Consider the following 14289-nt stretch of genomic DNA (forward strand, 5'->3'; position numbering starts at 1 on the left):
TCACTTCTGCGACCGGGGCCAGCGGAACCCACCCAGGGGCGCGGGGAACTGCGCGACCAGCCCCCACGCACCCGCACCCGACGAACTACCTCACGACGCTCAGAGCACGCACTCGGCCTCTTCATACCGATCAGCGGGAACGGTCTTAAGAGTCTCCACCGCATCCGCCAACGGCACCATCAAAATGTCGGTCCCCTGAAGCGCGGTCATCTTCCCGAACTCCCCCCGATGCGCGGCCTCCACCGCATGCCACCCGAACCGAGTAGCAAGCACCCGGTCATACGCAGTCGGAGTACCCCCACGCTGCACATGCCCGAGAATCACCGGCCGCGCTTCCTTACCGAGCCGTTCCTCCAGCTCGATGGACAGCTGCCGCGCAATCCCCGCGAAGCGCTCGTGACCGTAGACGTCCTTCTTGCCCTCGTCGAACTCCATGGAACCCGCGCGCGGCTTCGCGCCTTCCGCGGCCACCACGATCGCGAACCGTTTACCCGCCTCGAACCGCTCACCGACCCGAGCCGCCAACTCCTCGATGTCGAAGGGTCGTTCAGGTACGACGATGGCGTGCGCGCCGGCCGCCATGCCGGAGTGGAGGGCGATCCACCCGGTGTGACGGCCCATGACCTCCACGACGAGGACGCGCTGGTGGGACTCGGCGGTCGTCTTGAGCCGGTCGAGCGCCTCGGTCGCGACACCGACGGCCGTGTCGAAGCCGAAGGTGACGTCCGTGACGGCGATGTCGTTGTCGATGGTCTTGGGGACGCCGACGATCGGCAGCCCGGCGTCGTACATCAGCTTCGCGGCCTTGAGCGTGCCCTCGCCGCCTATCGGGATGATCGCGTCAAGGCCGAGCTCCTCGACATGGCCCCGGGCCCGCTCGACACCGTCCCGCAGATGGGAGGGTTGGACGCGGGACGATCCGAGGATGGTGCCGCCGCGAGCAAGGATGCCGCTCACCGCGTCGAGGTCGAGCTTGAGGTAGTCGCACTCCAGGAGGCCTTTCCAGCCGTCCCGGAAGCCGATGACCTCGTCGCCGTGGTCCACGACGGCGCGGTGCACGACGGACCGGATGACGGCGTTCAGGCCGGGGCAGTCGCCGCCGGACGTGAGGACACCAATGCGCATAGCCCGAAAGAACCTTCTCAACGTGGGCCGAAACCGGACCACGTTGTCCGGTACGAACCCCGCCAGCCTAACGGCAGGAGGGGGCGGGGTCGTAGCGTGCGTCCGCCTGCTGGACGACCCCGCTCACCTGCGCGGACGTGCCGTCAGACGGGCTGGTTTCCGGCGTCCGAAGACGAGATGTACACCCGGTTCAGGCAGGCTGCTGAGCTGCGGTGATGCGCTCGTTGCGGAGCGCCTCGTACCAGCGGTCGTCGATCGGCGGCAGCGCGTTCACGTCGAGGGCCAGCTTCAGCAGCAGGTCCGCGATCAGCGGGTTGCGGGCCAGCACGGGCCCGTGCATGTAGGTACCGAACACCGTGTCGTTGTACGCGCCCTCGGTGCCGTCGCCCGTGCCGTTGCCCTTGCCGAGGCGGACCTGGGCGAAGGGGCGGGCGGTGGGGCCGAGGTGGGTGACGCCCTGGTGGTTCTCGAAGCCGGTCAGCTGGGGCAGGCCCAGCCGCGCGTCGATGTCCCCGAGGACGTCCCCGACGCACCGCTCGCCCTCGCCGCGCACCGACACCACGTCGAGCAGGCCGAGGCCGGGCTCGCGCTGGCCGAGGTCGTTGATGAACTCGTGGCCGAGGATCTGGTAGCCGGCGCACACCGAGAAGACGATCGCGCCGTTCCCGACGGCCCGGTGCAGACCGCCGTCACGGCGCAGGCGCTCGGCCGCGAGCCGCTGCGGGCGGTCCTCGCCACCGCCGATCAGATAGATGTCGCCCGAGGTGGGGATCGGCTGGTCGCTGCGCACGTCCATCCGGGCCACGTCGAGGCCGCGCTGGCGCGCCCGGCGTTCCACGACAAGGGCGTTGCCCTGGTCGCCGTAGGTGCTCAGCAGGTCCGGGTAGATCCACACCAGACGCAGCTGGTTGTCGCTCATGGTCAATTCGTCCTCTGAGTCTCAGTTGCCGACGCGGCGGCGCAGGTCCTGGAACGCGGTGTAGTTCGCGATGACCTCGATCCGGCCGGGCGGTGCCAGCTGCACGGCCTGGTCGAGGTTGTCGCAGACCTGGAAGTGCTGGTTGGCCACTTCCAGTCGGACCGCGAGGTCCAGCTTGCGGTCGCCGACGACGAAGATGGGGTGGCCGCTCAGTCGCGTGTAGTCGACGTCCCACAGCCACGAGGTGTCGGTGCCGTCCGCGCCGCGCGCGTTCACCGAGAGGATCACCGGGGTCGGCGGCGGATCGATCAGGCTGAACGTTTCGAGCCAGCCCGCCGGGTTCTTGGCCAGCAGCAGGCGCAGGTCGCGCTGCATGAACTGGACGACGTCGTACCGCCCGGCGACGGCCTGCACCCGGTACATGCGCTCCAGGGCGACCTGCGGCGGCACCCCGAATACGGCGGCGACGGCGGCGGAGGACGCGGCGTTGGCCTTGTTGGCGCGCCCCGGCAGCTGGAGGTGAATGGGCCAGGCGGACCCGTGCGGGTCAAGCACATGATCGCCGGACAGCGCCCAACTCGGCGTAGGCCGACGGAATCCGCACTCGCCGCAGAACCAGTCGTCACCGGGCCGCTGCATCACGCCACCGCACGAAGGACACGACCAGGCGTCGTCCTTCCACATCTGCCCGGCGGCGACCCAGATCACGTTGGGGGAGGAGGAGGCGGCCCACACGACCAGCGGGTCGTCCGCGTTGGCGACGACGACCGCCTTCGAACCGGCAAGCCCCTCACGCCAGTTCTCCGCGAGCATGCGGGTCTCGGCCGCGCGGTCCAGCTGGTCGCGGGAGAGGTTGAGCAGCGCGATGCACTTGGGGTCGGTGTCCCGGGCGACGCCGGCGAGGTACTTCTCGTCGACCTCGATGACCCCGAACTTGGCGTCCGAGCCACCGGCCAGCGCCGAGGTGATACCGGCGGGCATGTTGGCACCGAGCGCGTTCGAGACGACCTCTCCGGCGGCCCCGAGGGCCTCGGCGATCAAACGCGTCGTCGTGGTCTTGCCGTTGGTGGCCGAGACGAGCGTCACGTCCAGGTTCTGTGCGAGCCGGGCGAGCAGGTCGGGGTCGAGTTTGAGTGCCACTCGGCCGCCGATCACCGATCCGCTGCCCCGCCCCGCGGCACGCGATGCCGCCGCGACCGCCTTGCCCGCCGTCACGGCCAGCTTGGCCCGCGGCGTGAGCGGGTCCGAGTTGCCTGCCATCAGTTCTCGATCCTCCTTGCGTACGCGCCGCGCCTCTGCCTCCGGCAACGTGGTGTGGACCTCAGCCTATCGAGATCCTTATCGGTGCCCGAACCGCGGCACCGCGAACGCCTCGCGGCGGGCGTGCGCCGTAGAGAACCGTACCCTTGCGGCCATGCGATACGGCTCCATCCCGGGCGCCCACGGGCGAGTCCGTCCCCTCACTCTGCTCGGCGACCCATTGCTTCACACCTCCTGCGCAGAAGTAACAGACTTCGGCCCGGAACTCGCCCGCCTCGTCGAGGACTTGTTCGCGACGATGTACGCGGCGGGGGGAGTGGGCCTCGCCGCGAACCAAGTGGGCGAGTCCTTGCGGGTGTTCGTCTACGACTGCCCGGACGACGAGGAGGTCCGCCACCTCGGCCATGTGGTCAACCCACGTCTCGTGGAGGCGGACGGTGTGGTGTTGAGGGGCCCGGAGGGGTGCCTGTCCCTGCCGGGCCTGGAGGCGGGAACGGAACGCTACGACCACGCGGTGGTCGAGGGTTTCACGGTGACGGGAGAACCCATCACCGTGCACGGCACGGGTTGGTTCGCAAGATGCTTGCAGCACGAGTACGACCACGTGGAGGGAAAGGTGTACGCGGACCGAGTGACGGGCTGGCGCCACACCCGCTTGATGCGACAAGCAGCCCGAGCCTCATGGTCCCGGCGAGGTGAGGTCCTTTAGGGGCGCGGGGCTGTATCGATTTGCGGCTCCGCCGCGTGGGCGCGACCAGCTCTCAGCACCGGTGAGCGAAGCTTTTTAGGGGCGCGGGGAACTGCGCGACCAGCCCCCACGCACTCGCAGCCGAAATACGACCCCTAGAACCCCGGCCCACCAACCTTGTCCCCGGCGGCAGCCAACCGCCCCCACAACAGATCGGCCAAACTCCGCACCAACTCGGCCCGGGAGCAAGGCCGTTCACCCAGCCACCAGTCACCCGCCGCATGCATCATCCCGACAATCCCATGCCCCCACACCCGAGCCAACTGCTGACTGTTGGGCCCAAGATCCACCCGCTCCTCGATGACCTGAGCCAACTCCTCGCCCATACGCCTGAGCAGCGGAACCGAGTGATTCCCCGTGTCGAACCCCTGGTCAGCGGTCTGCCCACCCTCCACGGGATGCATCAGAAACCGATACACCTGAGGCAGCGCCTCAATCGCGGCGAGGTAAGTATCGAGCGTGGCCTCGACCCGCTCCCGCCGCTCTGCCGGCGCATCCAACGCGGCCCGCAGCGAGGACAGCAGGGCATCCGTGTGCCGCTTGGCGAGGGCGGCGTACAGTCCACCCTTGTCCCCGAAGTGCCGGTACAGAATCGGCTTCGTAATACCCGCTTCCGCGGCGATCGCGTTCATCGAGGCCTGCGGACCGTCACGCAGCACCACTCTGTCCGCGGCCTCCAACAGCTCGCGCCGTCGGCGGTCGGCGGACCGCTGCTGATCGGTCCGCTGTGTGGTGTCCATGAGCTCTCCCCACCCGTGCTGAATCGGTGACGCCTGCGCAAAGTAACACTCAATGTGCCCAACACCTCGAACGGGCTGCCGAGTGGTCATCGGGAGTTGACTTTTCCTACCCGTCGGTAACAGACTCTGTCGTTACCGCAAGTAACATGCTAGTGCGCTGCTGGAGGAGTCATGGCCGAGTTCACCATGGAACTCAACGACGAACAGAAGGAGGTGCGGGACTGGCTGCACGGCTTCGCCGCCGACGTCATCCGCCCCGCCGCCGCCGAATGGGACGAGCGTGAGGAGACTCCCTGGCCGGTCATCCAGGAGGCCGCGAAGGTCGGCATCTACTCCCTGGACTTCTACGCCCAGCAGTACTTCGACCCCACCGGCCTCGGCATACCCATGGCCATGGAGGAGCTGTTCTGGGGCGACGCGGGCATAGCCCTCTCCATAGTCGGCACCGGCCTCGCCGCCGTGGGCGTCCTCGCCAACGGCACCGAGGAGCAGATCGGCACCTGGATTCCCCAGATGTACGGCGACGCCAACGACGTGAAGGTCGCCGCCTTCTGCTCCTCCGAGCCTGACGCCGGCTCCGACGTGGCCTCCATGCGCACGCGTGCCGTGTACGACGAGGCCAAGGACGAGTGGGTGCTCAACGGCACCAAGACCTGGGCGACCAACGGCGGTATCGCCAACGTCCACGTCGTCGTCGCGGTCGTCGACGCGGACCTCGGCTCCAAGGGCCACGCCTCCTTCATCGTCCCGTCGGGCACGCCCGGCCTGTCCCAGGGGCAGAAGTTCAAGAAGCACGGCATCCGCGCCTCGCACACCGCCGAGGTCGTCCTGGAGGATGTACGCATCCCCGGTTCCTGCCTGCTCGGCGGCAAGGAGAAGCTCGACGAGCGCCTCGCCCGCGCCCGTGAGCGCGCGAAGGCCGGCGGCGGCGAGCGGGTGAAGAACGCGGCGATGGCCACGTTTGAGGCGTCCCGCCCGGCTGTCGGCGCGATGGCGGTGGGCACCGCCCGTGCCGCGTACGAGGTCGCCCTCGACTACGCGATGACCCGCGAGCAGTTCGGCCGGCCGATCATCGACAACCAGGGTGTCGCCTTCCAGCTCGCCGACATGCGTACGTCCATCGACGCGGCGCGGTTGCTTGTGTGGCGGGCGTCCTGGATGGCGATCAACGGGAAGCAGTTCACGGCGGCCGAGGGGTCGATGTCGAAGCTGTTCGCGAGTGAGACGGCGAAGAAGGTCACCGGGCAGGCGATCCAGATCCTGGGCGGCAATGGCTACACCCGTGAGTATCCGGTCGAGCGGATGCACCGTGACGCGGCGATCTACACGATCTTCGAGGGTACGAGTGAGATTCAGCGGCTGGTGATCGCTAGGACGTTGTCGGGGATGCCGATTCGTTGAGTTTCGGGTGCGGGTCGGTGGGGGCTGGTCGCGCAGTTCCCCGCGCCCCTTCAGGGGCGCCGGTGCGCAGCGGAATTCCAATCCTCGGCCAGCAAGCCGAAGATCACCTCGTCGACGAACTCGCCGTTTACCCACGCGGCGCGGCGGAGTTGCCCCTCCTGCGCGAACCCGGCGCGGGAGGCCGCTCGGATCATCGCCGTGTTGTCGGCCAGCGTCTCGAGTTGCAGTCGGTGCAAGCCGCGGACGGTGAAGCCGTAGGTGCACAGCACCTCGACGACGTCGACGGCGAGTCCGCGGCCGCGGAAACCCGGCCGCAGCGACATGCCCAGGTGGGCGTTCCTGTTGTGGGTGTCGATGCCCCACAGCCCCGCGGCCCCCGCCAACTCGTCGTTGTCGAGGGAAACGACAGAGAAGGGGGCGGCATCGTCGTCGGGTTCGGTGATCGCGAAGGGTGAGGCCTCGGTGCCCGGTGAGACGGGGCGCCAGGGCCGTGAGTCCGCTCGCGATCTCGTCGCCACGTCGTCGTACAACTCGGCGTGCAGGACCGGGACATCCGACTCGTGCCGGGCCCGGAGCCCGATCTTGGTTCCTCTCAGCATGGACTGTTCCTAGCCGACCCGCTCGGCGCCGATCAACCCGATTACCGCCCGTGCCAGAGGGTCAACGGTGCTTGAGGGGCGTCAGCTGCTCGATGTCGTACCGCGCCCGCAGCTCCTCGATCGCCGTGTGGTCCGGTGGACCTCCGCCGCCGAGGATCTCCAACAGCTCCTCGAAATACCGCTCGTGGTCCGGTGGCGGGGACGCCTGGAAGAACATCTTCGCGGGTGTCTCCGTCGGGTTCGCGAACGCGTGCGGACAACCGGGCGGTACGACGATCACCGTGCCCGGTGTCGCCCGTACCGCCCGGGTGCCCGAACTGGACTCCCAGCGCTGCCAGTTGTCCGGTGTCCGGATGCGCGGCTCGAAGGCGAGGACGTCCAGCTCGCCCTCGAGTACGTAGAACAACTCCTCGCTGCGCGTGTGCACATGGGCGCCGACGTCGAAGCCCGGCGGCACCACCACCTCGAAGGTGGACGCGGTCCGCGAGTGCGACCCGGTCACCTTGAACGTCACGTGCTGCGCCGGTGTCTGGACGATCCGGCCATGACCCGGCGGTACCAACAACCCCTCCGTCGCCGTCATCGGTACCTCACCACGTCACGGGCAGTGCCTCGGGCCCGCGGATCAACGCACCCTTCTTGAACGGGACTTCGTCGGCCGGAACCGCGAGCCGCAGCCCCGGCAGCCGGTCCAGCAGCGCGTCCACCAGCAGCTCGGACTCCAGCCTCGCCAGCATGTTGCCGGGACAGAAGTGCGGGCCGAAGCCGAAGGACACGTGCGGGTTCGGACTGCGCGAGAAGTCGATCCGGTCCGGGTCCGGGAACACGTCGGGGTCCCTGTTCGCGGCCAGGTACGACACGTACACCGGGTCGCCCGCCCGCATCCGTACCCCGCGGATCTCCACGTCCTCCATGGCGATCCGGGACAGCCCGACCGCGTTGCGGTGCGGGATGTAGCGCAGCAACTCGTCGATGGCCTGGGGTCTCAACTCCGGCTCGGCGCGCAGTCGTTCGACGAGATCCGGGCGGGTCAGCAGCAGGTAGAACATCTGCCCGCTGTTGTTGGTGACCGCCTCGCCGCCGATCTGCAGCAGCACCGCGAGCCCGACGGCCTCCTCCAGCGTGATCTCCTCCCGGCCCACGGCGGCACCGAGCAGCGAGGCGACGTCCTCACCGTCACTGCCCTCCCGCAGGCCGATCAGATCGCCGAAGTACGCGCCCATCTCCTGCTTCGCCTTCTCGCTGACCTTGGCGCCGTGCGAGGAGGACAGGATGAGCTGGGTCCAGGTGTGCATGCCGTGCCGGTCGGCGGCCGGCACGCCCATCAGCTCGCAGATCACCGCGATCGGGAAGGGGCTCAGTACGGTCTCGGTGAGATCGGCCGGGGGTCCGTCCTGGAGCAGCTCGTCGATCAACTCGTCGAGCAGCAGCCGGGATTGCTCCCGCACCCGCTCCACCCCGCGCGCCGTGAACGCCGGGGCGACCGAGCGCCGTAGCCGGGTGTGGTCCGGCGGGTCCAGGAAGCCGACCGCGCCACGGGCCGGGATGAAGTGCGGGGCGAGCCGGGTCACCGGCTGGTCCATCACCGCCTCGCGGCTGAACCGGGGGTCGTTGGCGACCATCCGCACGTCGTCGTGGCGGGTGACCAGCCACGCCCAGCCCTCGCCGTTGGGCAGCTTGATCCGGTTGACCGGACCCTCCCGCATCAGCTTGGCGAGGACCGGGTCGAAGTCCACCCCGGTCAGGTCGAGGGCCGGCCAGGGCCGGACCGGGGGCAGGGTCTCGGTGAGCGTCTCTTCAGTCATGCCGTTCTCAAGCCGTCTCTCGGTCGTCGCTGTGCCAGCGGCCCAGGGCCATCTCGGCGGTGATACCGGGTCCGAACCCGGCGAGCAGTCCACGCGCCCGGTGCTCGGCGCCGCCCTCGTCGAAGAGCCGGCGCAGCGCGTCCAGGACGACGGCGCTGGCGATGTTGCCGTACTCGGTGAGGGTGGCCCGGCTGAACCGGAACGCGTGCGGGTCGACCTGCAGGAACTTGCTCAGGTCGTCGAGTATTCGGGGCCCGCCCGCGTGGACTATGTAGAAGTCCAGGTCGGCCGCGTCCCAGCCGTGCAGTCCCGCGAGGTCCTGGAGCGCCGGTGCGAGGGGCTCCATGGTGGCCGGCACCCGCTTGTCCAGCAGGAAGTGGAAGCCGGTGGCCCGGACGTCGTACATGATCCACTCTTCGGTCTTGGGGATCAGGTACGACCCGTTGCGCTCGAGCTGGATGCCCGTACCGCCCCGCCCGCGCACGACCGCGGCGGCGATACCGTCGCCGAACAGCCCGTTGGAGAGCAGGGAGCCGATGCCGAGGTCGGTCGGCTGGTAGCACAGCGAGCAGAACTCGCAGGCCACGATGAGCGCGTTGGCGTCCGGGTACGCCGTGCAGAAGTCGTGCGCCCGGTTGATCGCCGCACCGCCGGCCGCGCAGCCGAGCTGGGCGATGGGGATCTGGCGCGTGGTGGACTCGAAGGCCATCTCGTTGATCAGCCAGGCCGTGAGCGAGGGCATCATGAAGCCCGTGCACGAGACGTAGATGATCACGTCGATGTCGGTGGTGAGCAGCTCGGCCTCGTCGAGCGCCCGCTGCACGACCGCCGGGACCCGGGCCTTCGCCTCGGCCGTGTAGATCTTGTTGCGGTCCTCGAACCCCGGGTGCTTCAGGGTCTCCTCGATGGGCTGCACGATGTGCCGGGTACGCACACCGGTGTTCTCGATCAGCCGGAGGGCCAGCGGCAGGTTGGGGTGGTCCGCGTGACGGGAGCGCGCCAGCTCCAGCGTCTCCTCCATCGTGATCACGTGCTCGGGAACCGACACCGAGGGCTTGCACAAAGTCGCCATGAACCGTCCCTGCTTTCGCCTTCCGGAAGGCCTTCGCCCGCCGGTCAGAAGGTGGTTCACCTCAGAGGGTGGTGCACCCACGATCACCCTTGAGAGCGACGATCTCTCGGTGGACTACTCCAATTCAGGGACCCTGTGTAAAGGTCGGATCAGTATCCAGACCTCGACGGATGAAGGACGCGATGACCACGAACCCCGTCGTAGCCCGGATCTCGACCGGTACCGCACCCCGAGAAACCCTCGCAACCCTGGCCCTGGAACAACACCTGGTGATCCCGGCCGACCGCCGCGCCTTCCTGCATCTGGCGCAACGCGAGACGGCCACTCCGGAGGCGACCGACTTCTTCGAGTTCCTGGCGGCGGGCGAGGCGATGGCGGGGGAGCGGCTGACCGCCTTCGCGGAGGCGTGCGGTGTGGACGAGATCCGGCTGCGGACCTATGAGCCGCTGCCCGGCTGCCAGGCCTATCCGGCATACGTCGCCTGGCTGGCCCTCAACGCGGAACCGACGGACGTAGTACGGGCGCTGACGTCCAACTTCGCGGAATGGGGCGGCTATTGCGCAACAATCGCGCGTGCGCTGCGCGACCACTACGGCTTCACGGAGGAGGCCTGCGGCTTCTTCGATTTCTTCGCGGAACCGGCGCCGGAGCTGGAACTCAGGGCGACGGCGGCGATGCAGGCGGGCAAGGTGAATGAGAGTTCGGTGACGACGTACAGCACCCTGCTCAAGGCTTACGAGGCGAGCTTCTGGAACACGCTAGGGGCAACCCCCTAGGGGTGCGGGGCTGTGCCAATTTGCGGCTCCGCCGCGTGGGCGCGCCCAGCCACAACAGACCCGCACTCGCCCGACTACGACGACCCCCCACTGCTATGCGCGATGCAAGCCACGTCAATACGATCCGCCAGCTTCGCCAGCTCGATCGTCAGCGCGGCCACCGTGTCCTCGTCGAGCCCGTCCTCCCCGGCCTCAACAAGGTGCAGCCACCTCCCACCCACGGTACGGAGAAGCTTGCTCACATCGGCCGCAGCCACCTGCAAGGTCCCGCGGTCGTCGACGATCAGAGGCAGAGTCACTTCGCGGTTCACACAGGGGATCGTAGCCGCGGAACGCTCACGCTCCGTGCCATACCGTGGTGATGTTGCAGAACTCGCGGATTCCGTGCCCCGACAGCTCCCGCCCGTACCCGGACCGCTTCACCCCGCCGAACGGGAACGCCGGATGGGACGCGGTCATCCCGTTGACGAACACCCCACCGGCCTCCAGGTCCCGTACGAAACGGTCGACCTCGGCGTCGTCCCGCGTCCACACGTTGGAACTCAGCCCGAACGGCGTGTCGTTGGCGATCAGCACGGCCTCGTCGAGGTCGGCGACCCGGTACAGCGTGGCGACGGGCCCGAACGCCTCCTCACGGTGGATGCGCATCTCGCGGGTGATGTCGGTGAGGACGGTCGGCGGGTAGTACCAGCCGTCCCCGTCGGGCCGCTCACCGCCGCACAGTACGGTCGCCCCGCTCTCCACGGCGTCGTCGACGAGTTCCTCCAGATCGCTACGGCCCGCTTTGCTCGCGAGCGGTCCGACCTCGGTCTCCTCCTCCAGCGGATCACCGACAGTGAGCGCCTTCATGCCCGCGACAAACCGTTCGGCGAACGCGTCGAAGACATCTGTGTGCACGATGAACCGCTTGGCGGCGATGCAGGACTGCCCGTTGTTCTGCACCCGTGCCGTCACCGCGATCTGGGCGGCCCGTTCGACGTCCGCGGACGGCATGACGATGTACGGGTCGCTGCCGCCCAGTTCGAGCACCGTCTTCTTGACCATGTCCCCGGCGACGGACGCGACCGCCCGCCCGGCGGGCTCACTGCCGGTGAGGGTGGCCGCCCTCACCCGCTCGTCGCGCAGGATCTCCTCGATCGCGCCCGAGCCGACCAGGAGGGTCTGGAAAGCACCCTCCGGGAAGCCCGCGCGATGGAACAGGTCCTCCAGGTAGAGGGCGGTCTGCGGGACGTTGGAGGCGTGCTTGAGCAGGCCTACGTTGCCCGCCATCAGCGCGGGCGCGGCGAAGCGGATCACCTGCCAGAGGGGGAAGTTCCATGGCATCACCGCGAGCACGGGGCCGAGCGGCCGGTAGCGAACCAGGGCGTGGGAGGCGCCGGAGTCCTTCGCGTCGGCCGCGGCGGGCAGTTCGTCGGCGAGCAGTTCCTGCGCGTGGTCGGCGTACCAGCGCATCGCCTTCGCGCACTTGGCCGCCTCCGCGCGGGCCTGCTTGACCGGCTTGCCCATCTCGGTGGTCATGATCCGGCCGATGTCCTGCTGGTCCTCGTCGAGCAGGTCGGCGGCCCGGTGCATGAGCCGGGCGCGCTCGGCGAAGGCGGACGTCCGGTAGGTGCGGAACGTGGCCTCCGCGAGCTGGAGCCGCCGCTCGATCTCCTCGCCACCCATGGCCTCGTACGTCTTCAGCGTCTCGCCGTTGGCCGGGTTGACCGTCGCGATGGGCATGGCTGACCTCCTGGAGCGGGCTGTACTTCGACCTTCCCGCGCGGCGCGGGGGACCGCAACGCGTACACATGTCGCGGTCGCTCGGTCCGAGGACGCGTACCCGTGCACGGTCGCTCAGTCCGAGTGCTCCGCCAGCCGGTCGAGAAACGTGGCCTGCGCCTTCACGATGACCGCCCGCGCCCGTTCGAGGCCGAACCACTCGACCCGGTCCAGCTCCGGGAACTCCTGGACCTGCCCGGACTTCGGCGGCCACTCCATGCGGAAGGTGCCGGGCACCATGGTCGCCGGGTCCAGATCGGCCTCGATCGCCCAGGCGGTGACGACCTTCCCGTTGGTCTGCCGCACCTCGCCGAGCGCGATCGCCTCCCCCTCGGGCGGCGCGAGCCCCAGCTCCTCCTGGAACTCGCGCCGGGCCGCGTCCCAGGCGGGTTCGTCCGGCTCGTACTCCCCCTTGGGCACACCCCACGCCCCGGCGTCCCGGCGCGCGAAGAACGGGCCACCCATATGGCCGAGCAACACCTCCAGACCGTGATCGGTGTGCCGGAACAACAACAGCCCGGCGCTGCGCTTCCCACTCCCACTCACGGCTTCACCTCCGGATGCGCGGCCAGCAACGTCTCCACCGTGTCCGCCTCCTCCGCCCGCTTGTCCTCGCGATAGCGCACGACCCGGGCGAAACGCAGAGTGACGCCGGCCGGATAGCGGGTCGACTTCTGCAGGCCGTCGTAGGCGATCTCTACGACGAGTTCGGGCCGTACGGTCACCACGTGGCCGTCGCTCTCCACGGCCAGTTCCTGGAGGCGCTCGGTCTGCCAGGTCAGCAGGGCGTCGGTCATCCCTTTGAAGGTCTTGCCGAGCATCGCGAAGGAACCGTCGGGGTTGCGGGCGCCGAGGTGGAGGTTGGAGAGCTTGCCGGTACGGCGGCCGTGGCCCCACTCGGCGGCCAGGACGACCAGGTCGAGCGTGTGGACGGGCTTCACCTTCAGCCAGGAGGCACCGCGCCGGCCCGCGCTGTAGGGGGCGTCCAGGCCCTTGACCACGACCCCCTCGTGACCGCGCTTCAAGGTCTCGGCGAGGAAGGCCTCCGCCCCGGGGACATCCTCCGGACCGGACACGAGGGTGCGGCGGACGCGCATCGGTTCGGGCACCAACTGGGCCAGTTCCGCGTGCCGTTCGGCGAACGGCAGGTCGAGCAGATCGCGGCCGTCGACGGAGAGCGCGTCGAAGAACACGGGAGAGACGGGGACGGTCTCGGCGGCCGTGGCCACGTCCACCCGGGAGCCGACCCGGCCGGCTGTCTCCTGGAAGGAGCGCGGCCGGCCGTCCCCGTCGAACGAGATGACCTCACCGTCCAGGATGAACCGTTCACCTCTCAACTCCAGCGCTGCGGCCGTGAGTTCGGGCAGACGGTCGGTGATGTCGTCGAGGGTGCGCGTGTAGAGCCGTACGACTTCGCCGTCGCGGTGGACCTGGACGCGGATGCCGTCGAGCTTCTCCTCGACCGCGCAGGCACCCAGCTTCTCGACCGCCTCCGCGACGGAGGTGGCGCTGTGCGCGAGCATCGGCAGGACCGGGCGGCCCACGGTCAGCCGGAAGCGGTCGAGGGAGGCGGGGCCTTCGGAGAGCAGTGCCTCGGCCACCGTCTGGAGCGAACCGGCGAGCATGACGGCTCGCCGTACGTCCGTGGAGGGCGTGCCGGTCGCTTCCGCTAGGCCCTCCACGGCGACCGCGTCCAGCGCGCCCTGCCGGACCTCGCCCGTGATCAGGCCGAACAGGAAGCGCTGCTCGTCGGCGGTCGCCGCGCCCATCAACTCGCCCACCAGACGGGCGCGTTCGGCCTGCGAACCGGTGCCCGACACCTTGCCGAGGTCGGTGAGACGGGCGTCCGCCTCGCGCACGGTCAGGGTGGGTTCCGGGGCCGGGTCGACCGGCCGGCTCAGCACCTTCCAGCCGATGCCGAGCCGGCCCTGTGGCAGGCGGCCCGCGAGATACGGGATGACGATCGGGACGTCGTCCGCCTCCGCGTCCCGGAAGAGCTCCGCGAGCAGAGCGATCTTCCGGGACCGCGCCGAGGTGGCGGCGACCTCCTGGGACACATGCGCGAGCCGGGTCAGCAGCATGC

General features: G+C 69.1%; 15 protein-coding genes. 3 read left to right on the forward strand and 12 right to left on the reverse strand.

The window, feature by feature from the left end; all coding sequences use genetic code 11:
• Positions 1–99: 99 nt before the first annotated feature.
• The 3 genes from OO70_RS12600 to OO70_RS12610 all read right to left on the reverse strand — a co-directional run bounded on the left by OO70_RS12600 (position 100) and on the right by OO70_RS12610 (position 3304).
• The gene (locus tag OO70_RS12600) at positions 100–1125 is read right to left on the reverse strand and encodes a 6-phosphofructokinase (RefSeq protein WP_043668541.1); all 1026 of its coding nucleotides are present in this window, start codon (positions 1123–1125) and stop codon (positions 100–102) included.
• 190 nt (positions 1126–1315) lie between these two features.
• The gene (locus OO70_RS12605) at positions 1316–2044 is read right to left on the reverse strand and encodes a type 1 glutamine amidotransferase (RefSeq protein ID WP_043668543.1); all 729 of its coding nucleotides are present in this window, start codon (positions 2042–2044) and stop codon (positions 1316–1318) included.
• Between the two features lie 21 nt (positions 2045–2065).
• Positions 2066–3304, reverse strand: a complete 1239-nt coding sequence (locus OO70_RS12610; protein ID WP_043668546.1) for a Mur ligase family protein — start codon at positions 3302–3304, stop codon at positions 2066–2068.
• 154 nt (positions 3305–3458) lie between these two features.
• On the opposite strand from OO70_RS12610, the gene def reads away from it, so the two are divergent.
• The gene (gene def / locus OO70_RS12615; RefSeq protein ID WP_043668549.1) at positions 3459–4013 is read left to right on the forward strand and encodes a peptide deformylase; all 555 of its coding nucleotides are present in this window, start codon (positions 3459–3461) and stop codon (positions 4011–4013) included.
• Between the two features lie 134 nt (positions 4014–4147).
• Here def and OO70_RS12620 read toward each other — a convergent pair whose 3' ends face one another.
• Positions 4148–4792, reverse strand: a complete 645-nt coding sequence (locus tag OO70_RS12620) for a TetR family transcriptional regulator (RefSeq protein ID WP_019070916.1) — start codon at positions 4790–4792, stop codon at positions 4148–4150.
• A gap of 171 nt (positions 4793–4963) precedes the next feature.
• On the opposite strand from OO70_RS12620, the gene OO70_RS12625 reads away from it, so the two are divergent.
• On the forward strand, positions 4964–6193 hold the full coding sequence (locus OO70_RS12625; RefSeq protein WP_043668551.1) for an acyl-CoA dehydrogenase family protein: 1230 nt from the start codon (positions 4964–4966) through the stop codon (positions 6191–6193).
• A gap of 50 nt (positions 6194–6243) precedes the next feature.
• Here the strand turns inward: OO70_RS12625 and OO70_RS12630 are convergent, their stop codons facing one another.
• The 4 genes from OO70_RS12630 to OO70_RS12645 all read right to left on the reverse strand — a co-directional run bounded on the left by OO70_RS12630 (position 6244) and on the right by OO70_RS12645 (position 9669).
• Entirely contained in the window at positions 6244–6792 is a 549-nt protein-coding gene (locus OO70_RS12630; RefSeq protein WP_043668553.1) for a GNAT family N-acetyltransferase, read from the reverse strand.
• 61 nt (positions 6793–6853) lie between these two features.
• A complete protein-coding gene (locus OO70_RS12635; protein ID WP_043668555.1) occupies positions 6854–7375 on the reverse strand; it encodes a cupin domain-containing protein in 522 nt (173 codons plus the stop codon).
• 7 nt (positions 7376–7382) lie between these two features.
• Positions 7383–8597, reverse strand: a complete 1215-nt coding sequence (locus tag OO70_RS12640) for a cytochrome P450 (RefSeq protein ID WP_043668557.1) — start codon at positions 8595–8597, stop codon at positions 7383–7385.
• 7 nt (positions 8598–8604) lie between these two features.
• A complete protein-coding gene (locus tag OO70_RS12645) occupies positions 8605–9669 on the reverse strand; it encodes a type III polyketide synthase (RefSeq protein WP_043668559.1) in 1065 nt (354 codons plus the stop codon).
• A gap of 182 nt (positions 9670–9851) precedes the next feature.
• Between OO70_RS12645 and OO70_RS12650 the strand changes: the two genes are divergently transcribed.
• Positions 9852–10445, forward strand: coding sequence for a thiaminase II/PqqC family protein (locus tag OO70_RS12650; RefSeq protein WP_043669060.1), 594 nt, complete (start codon positions 9852–9854; stop codon positions 10443–10445).
• Between the two features lie 74 nt (positions 10446–10519).
• Here the strand turns inward: OO70_RS12650 and OO70_RS12655 are convergent, their stop codons facing one another.
• The 4 genes from OO70_RS12655 to OO70_RS12670 form a co-directional block, all read right to left on the reverse strand.
• Positions 10520–10756 carry a DUF6213 family protein gene (locus tag OO70_RS12655; RefSeq protein ID WP_043668562.1) on the reverse strand — a complete coding sequence of 79 codons (237 nt, stop codon included), beginning with the start codon at positions 10754–10756 and terminating at the stop codon, positions 10520–10522.
• Positions 10757–10781: 25 nt separating this feature from the next.
• Complete coding sequence (locus OO70_RS12660; protein WP_043668563.1) at positions 10782–12167, reverse strand: NADP-dependent succinic semialdehyde dehydrogenase; 1386 nt, start codon at positions 12165–12167, stop codon at positions 10782–10784.
• Between the two features lie 114 nt (positions 12168–12281).
• The gene (locus tag OO70_RS12665; RefSeq protein WP_043668565.1) at positions 12282–12752 is read right to left on the reverse strand and encodes an NUDIX domain-containing protein; all 471 of its coding nucleotides are present in this window, start codon (positions 12750–12752) and stop codon (positions 12282–12284) included.
• Positions 12749–14287: an ATP-dependent DNA ligase gene (locus OO70_RS12670; RefSeq protein WP_043668567.1), complete on the reverse strand. Its 1539-nt coding sequence runs from the start codon at positions 14285–14287 to the stop codon at positions 12749–12751. The genes OO70_RS12665 and OO70_RS12670 overlap by 4 nt, the downstream gene beginning before the upstream one ends.
• Positions 14288–14289: the final 2 nt, after the last annotated feature.

Origin of the sequence: Streptomyces xylophagus, from assembly GCF_000716435.1 — a bacterium.
In the GTDB taxonomy this organism is placed as follows: Bacteria; Actinomycetota; Actinomycetes; order Streptomycetales; family Streptomycetaceae; genus Streptomyces; species Streptomyces xylophagus.

What these genes read in the sequence shown, in the direction of transcription:
- OO70_RS12600 (WP_043668541.1), bottom strand. Translation starts at nt 1,125, where the DNA reads ATGCGCATTGGTGTCCTCACGTCCGGCGGCGACTGCCCCGGCCTGAAC.
- OO70_RS12605 (WP_043668543.1), bottom strand. Translation starts at nt 2,044, where the DNA reads ATGAGCGACAACCAGCTGCGTCTGGTGTGGATCTACCCGGACCTGCTG.
- OO70_RS12610 (WP_043668546.1), bottom strand. Translation starts at nt 3,304, where the DNA reads ATGGCAGGCAACTCGGACCCGCTCACGCCGCGGGCCAAGCTGGCCGTG.
- def (WP_043668549.1), top strand. Translation starts at nt 3,459, where the DNA reads ATGCGATACGGCTCCATCCCGGGCGCCCACGGGCGAGTCCGTCCCCTC.
- OO70_RS12620 (WP_019070916.1), bottom strand. Translation starts at nt 4,792, where the DNA reads ATGGACACCACACAGCGGACCGATCAGCAGCGGTCCGCCGACCGCCGA.
- OO70_RS12625 (WP_043668551.1), top strand. Translation starts at nt 4,964, where the DNA reads ATGGCCGAGTTCACCATGGAACTCAACGACGAACAGAAGGAGGTGCGG.
- OO70_RS12630 (WP_043668553.1), bottom strand. Translation starts at nt 6,792, where the DNA reads ATGCTGAGAGGAACCAAGATCGGGCTCCGGGCCCGGCACGAGTCGGAT.
- OO70_RS12635 (WP_043668555.1), bottom strand. Translation starts at nt 7,375, where the DNA reads ATGACGGCGACGGAGGGGTTGTTGGTACCGCCGGGTCATGGCCGGATC.
- OO70_RS12640 (WP_043668557.1), bottom strand. Translation starts at nt 8,597, where the DNA reads ATGACTGAAGAGACGCTCACCGAGACCCTGCCCCCGGTCCGGCCCTGG.
- OO70_RS12645 (WP_043668559.1), bottom strand. Translation starts at nt 9,669, where the DNA reads ATGGCGACTTTGTGCAAGCCCTCGGTGTCGGTTCCCGAGCACGTGATC.
- OO70_RS12650 (WP_043669060.1), top strand. Translation starts at nt 9,852, where the DNA reads ATGACCACGAACCCCGTCGTAGCCCGGATCTCGACCGGTACCGCACCC.
- OO70_RS12660 (WP_043668563.1), bottom strand. Translation starts at nt 12,167, where the DNA reads ATGCCCATCGCGACGGTCAACCCGGCCAACGGCGAGACGCTGAAGACG.
- OO70_RS12670 (WP_043668567.1), bottom strand. Translation starts at nt 14,287, where the DNA reads ATGCTGCTGACCCGGCTCGCGCATGTGTCCCAGGAGGTCGCCGCCACC.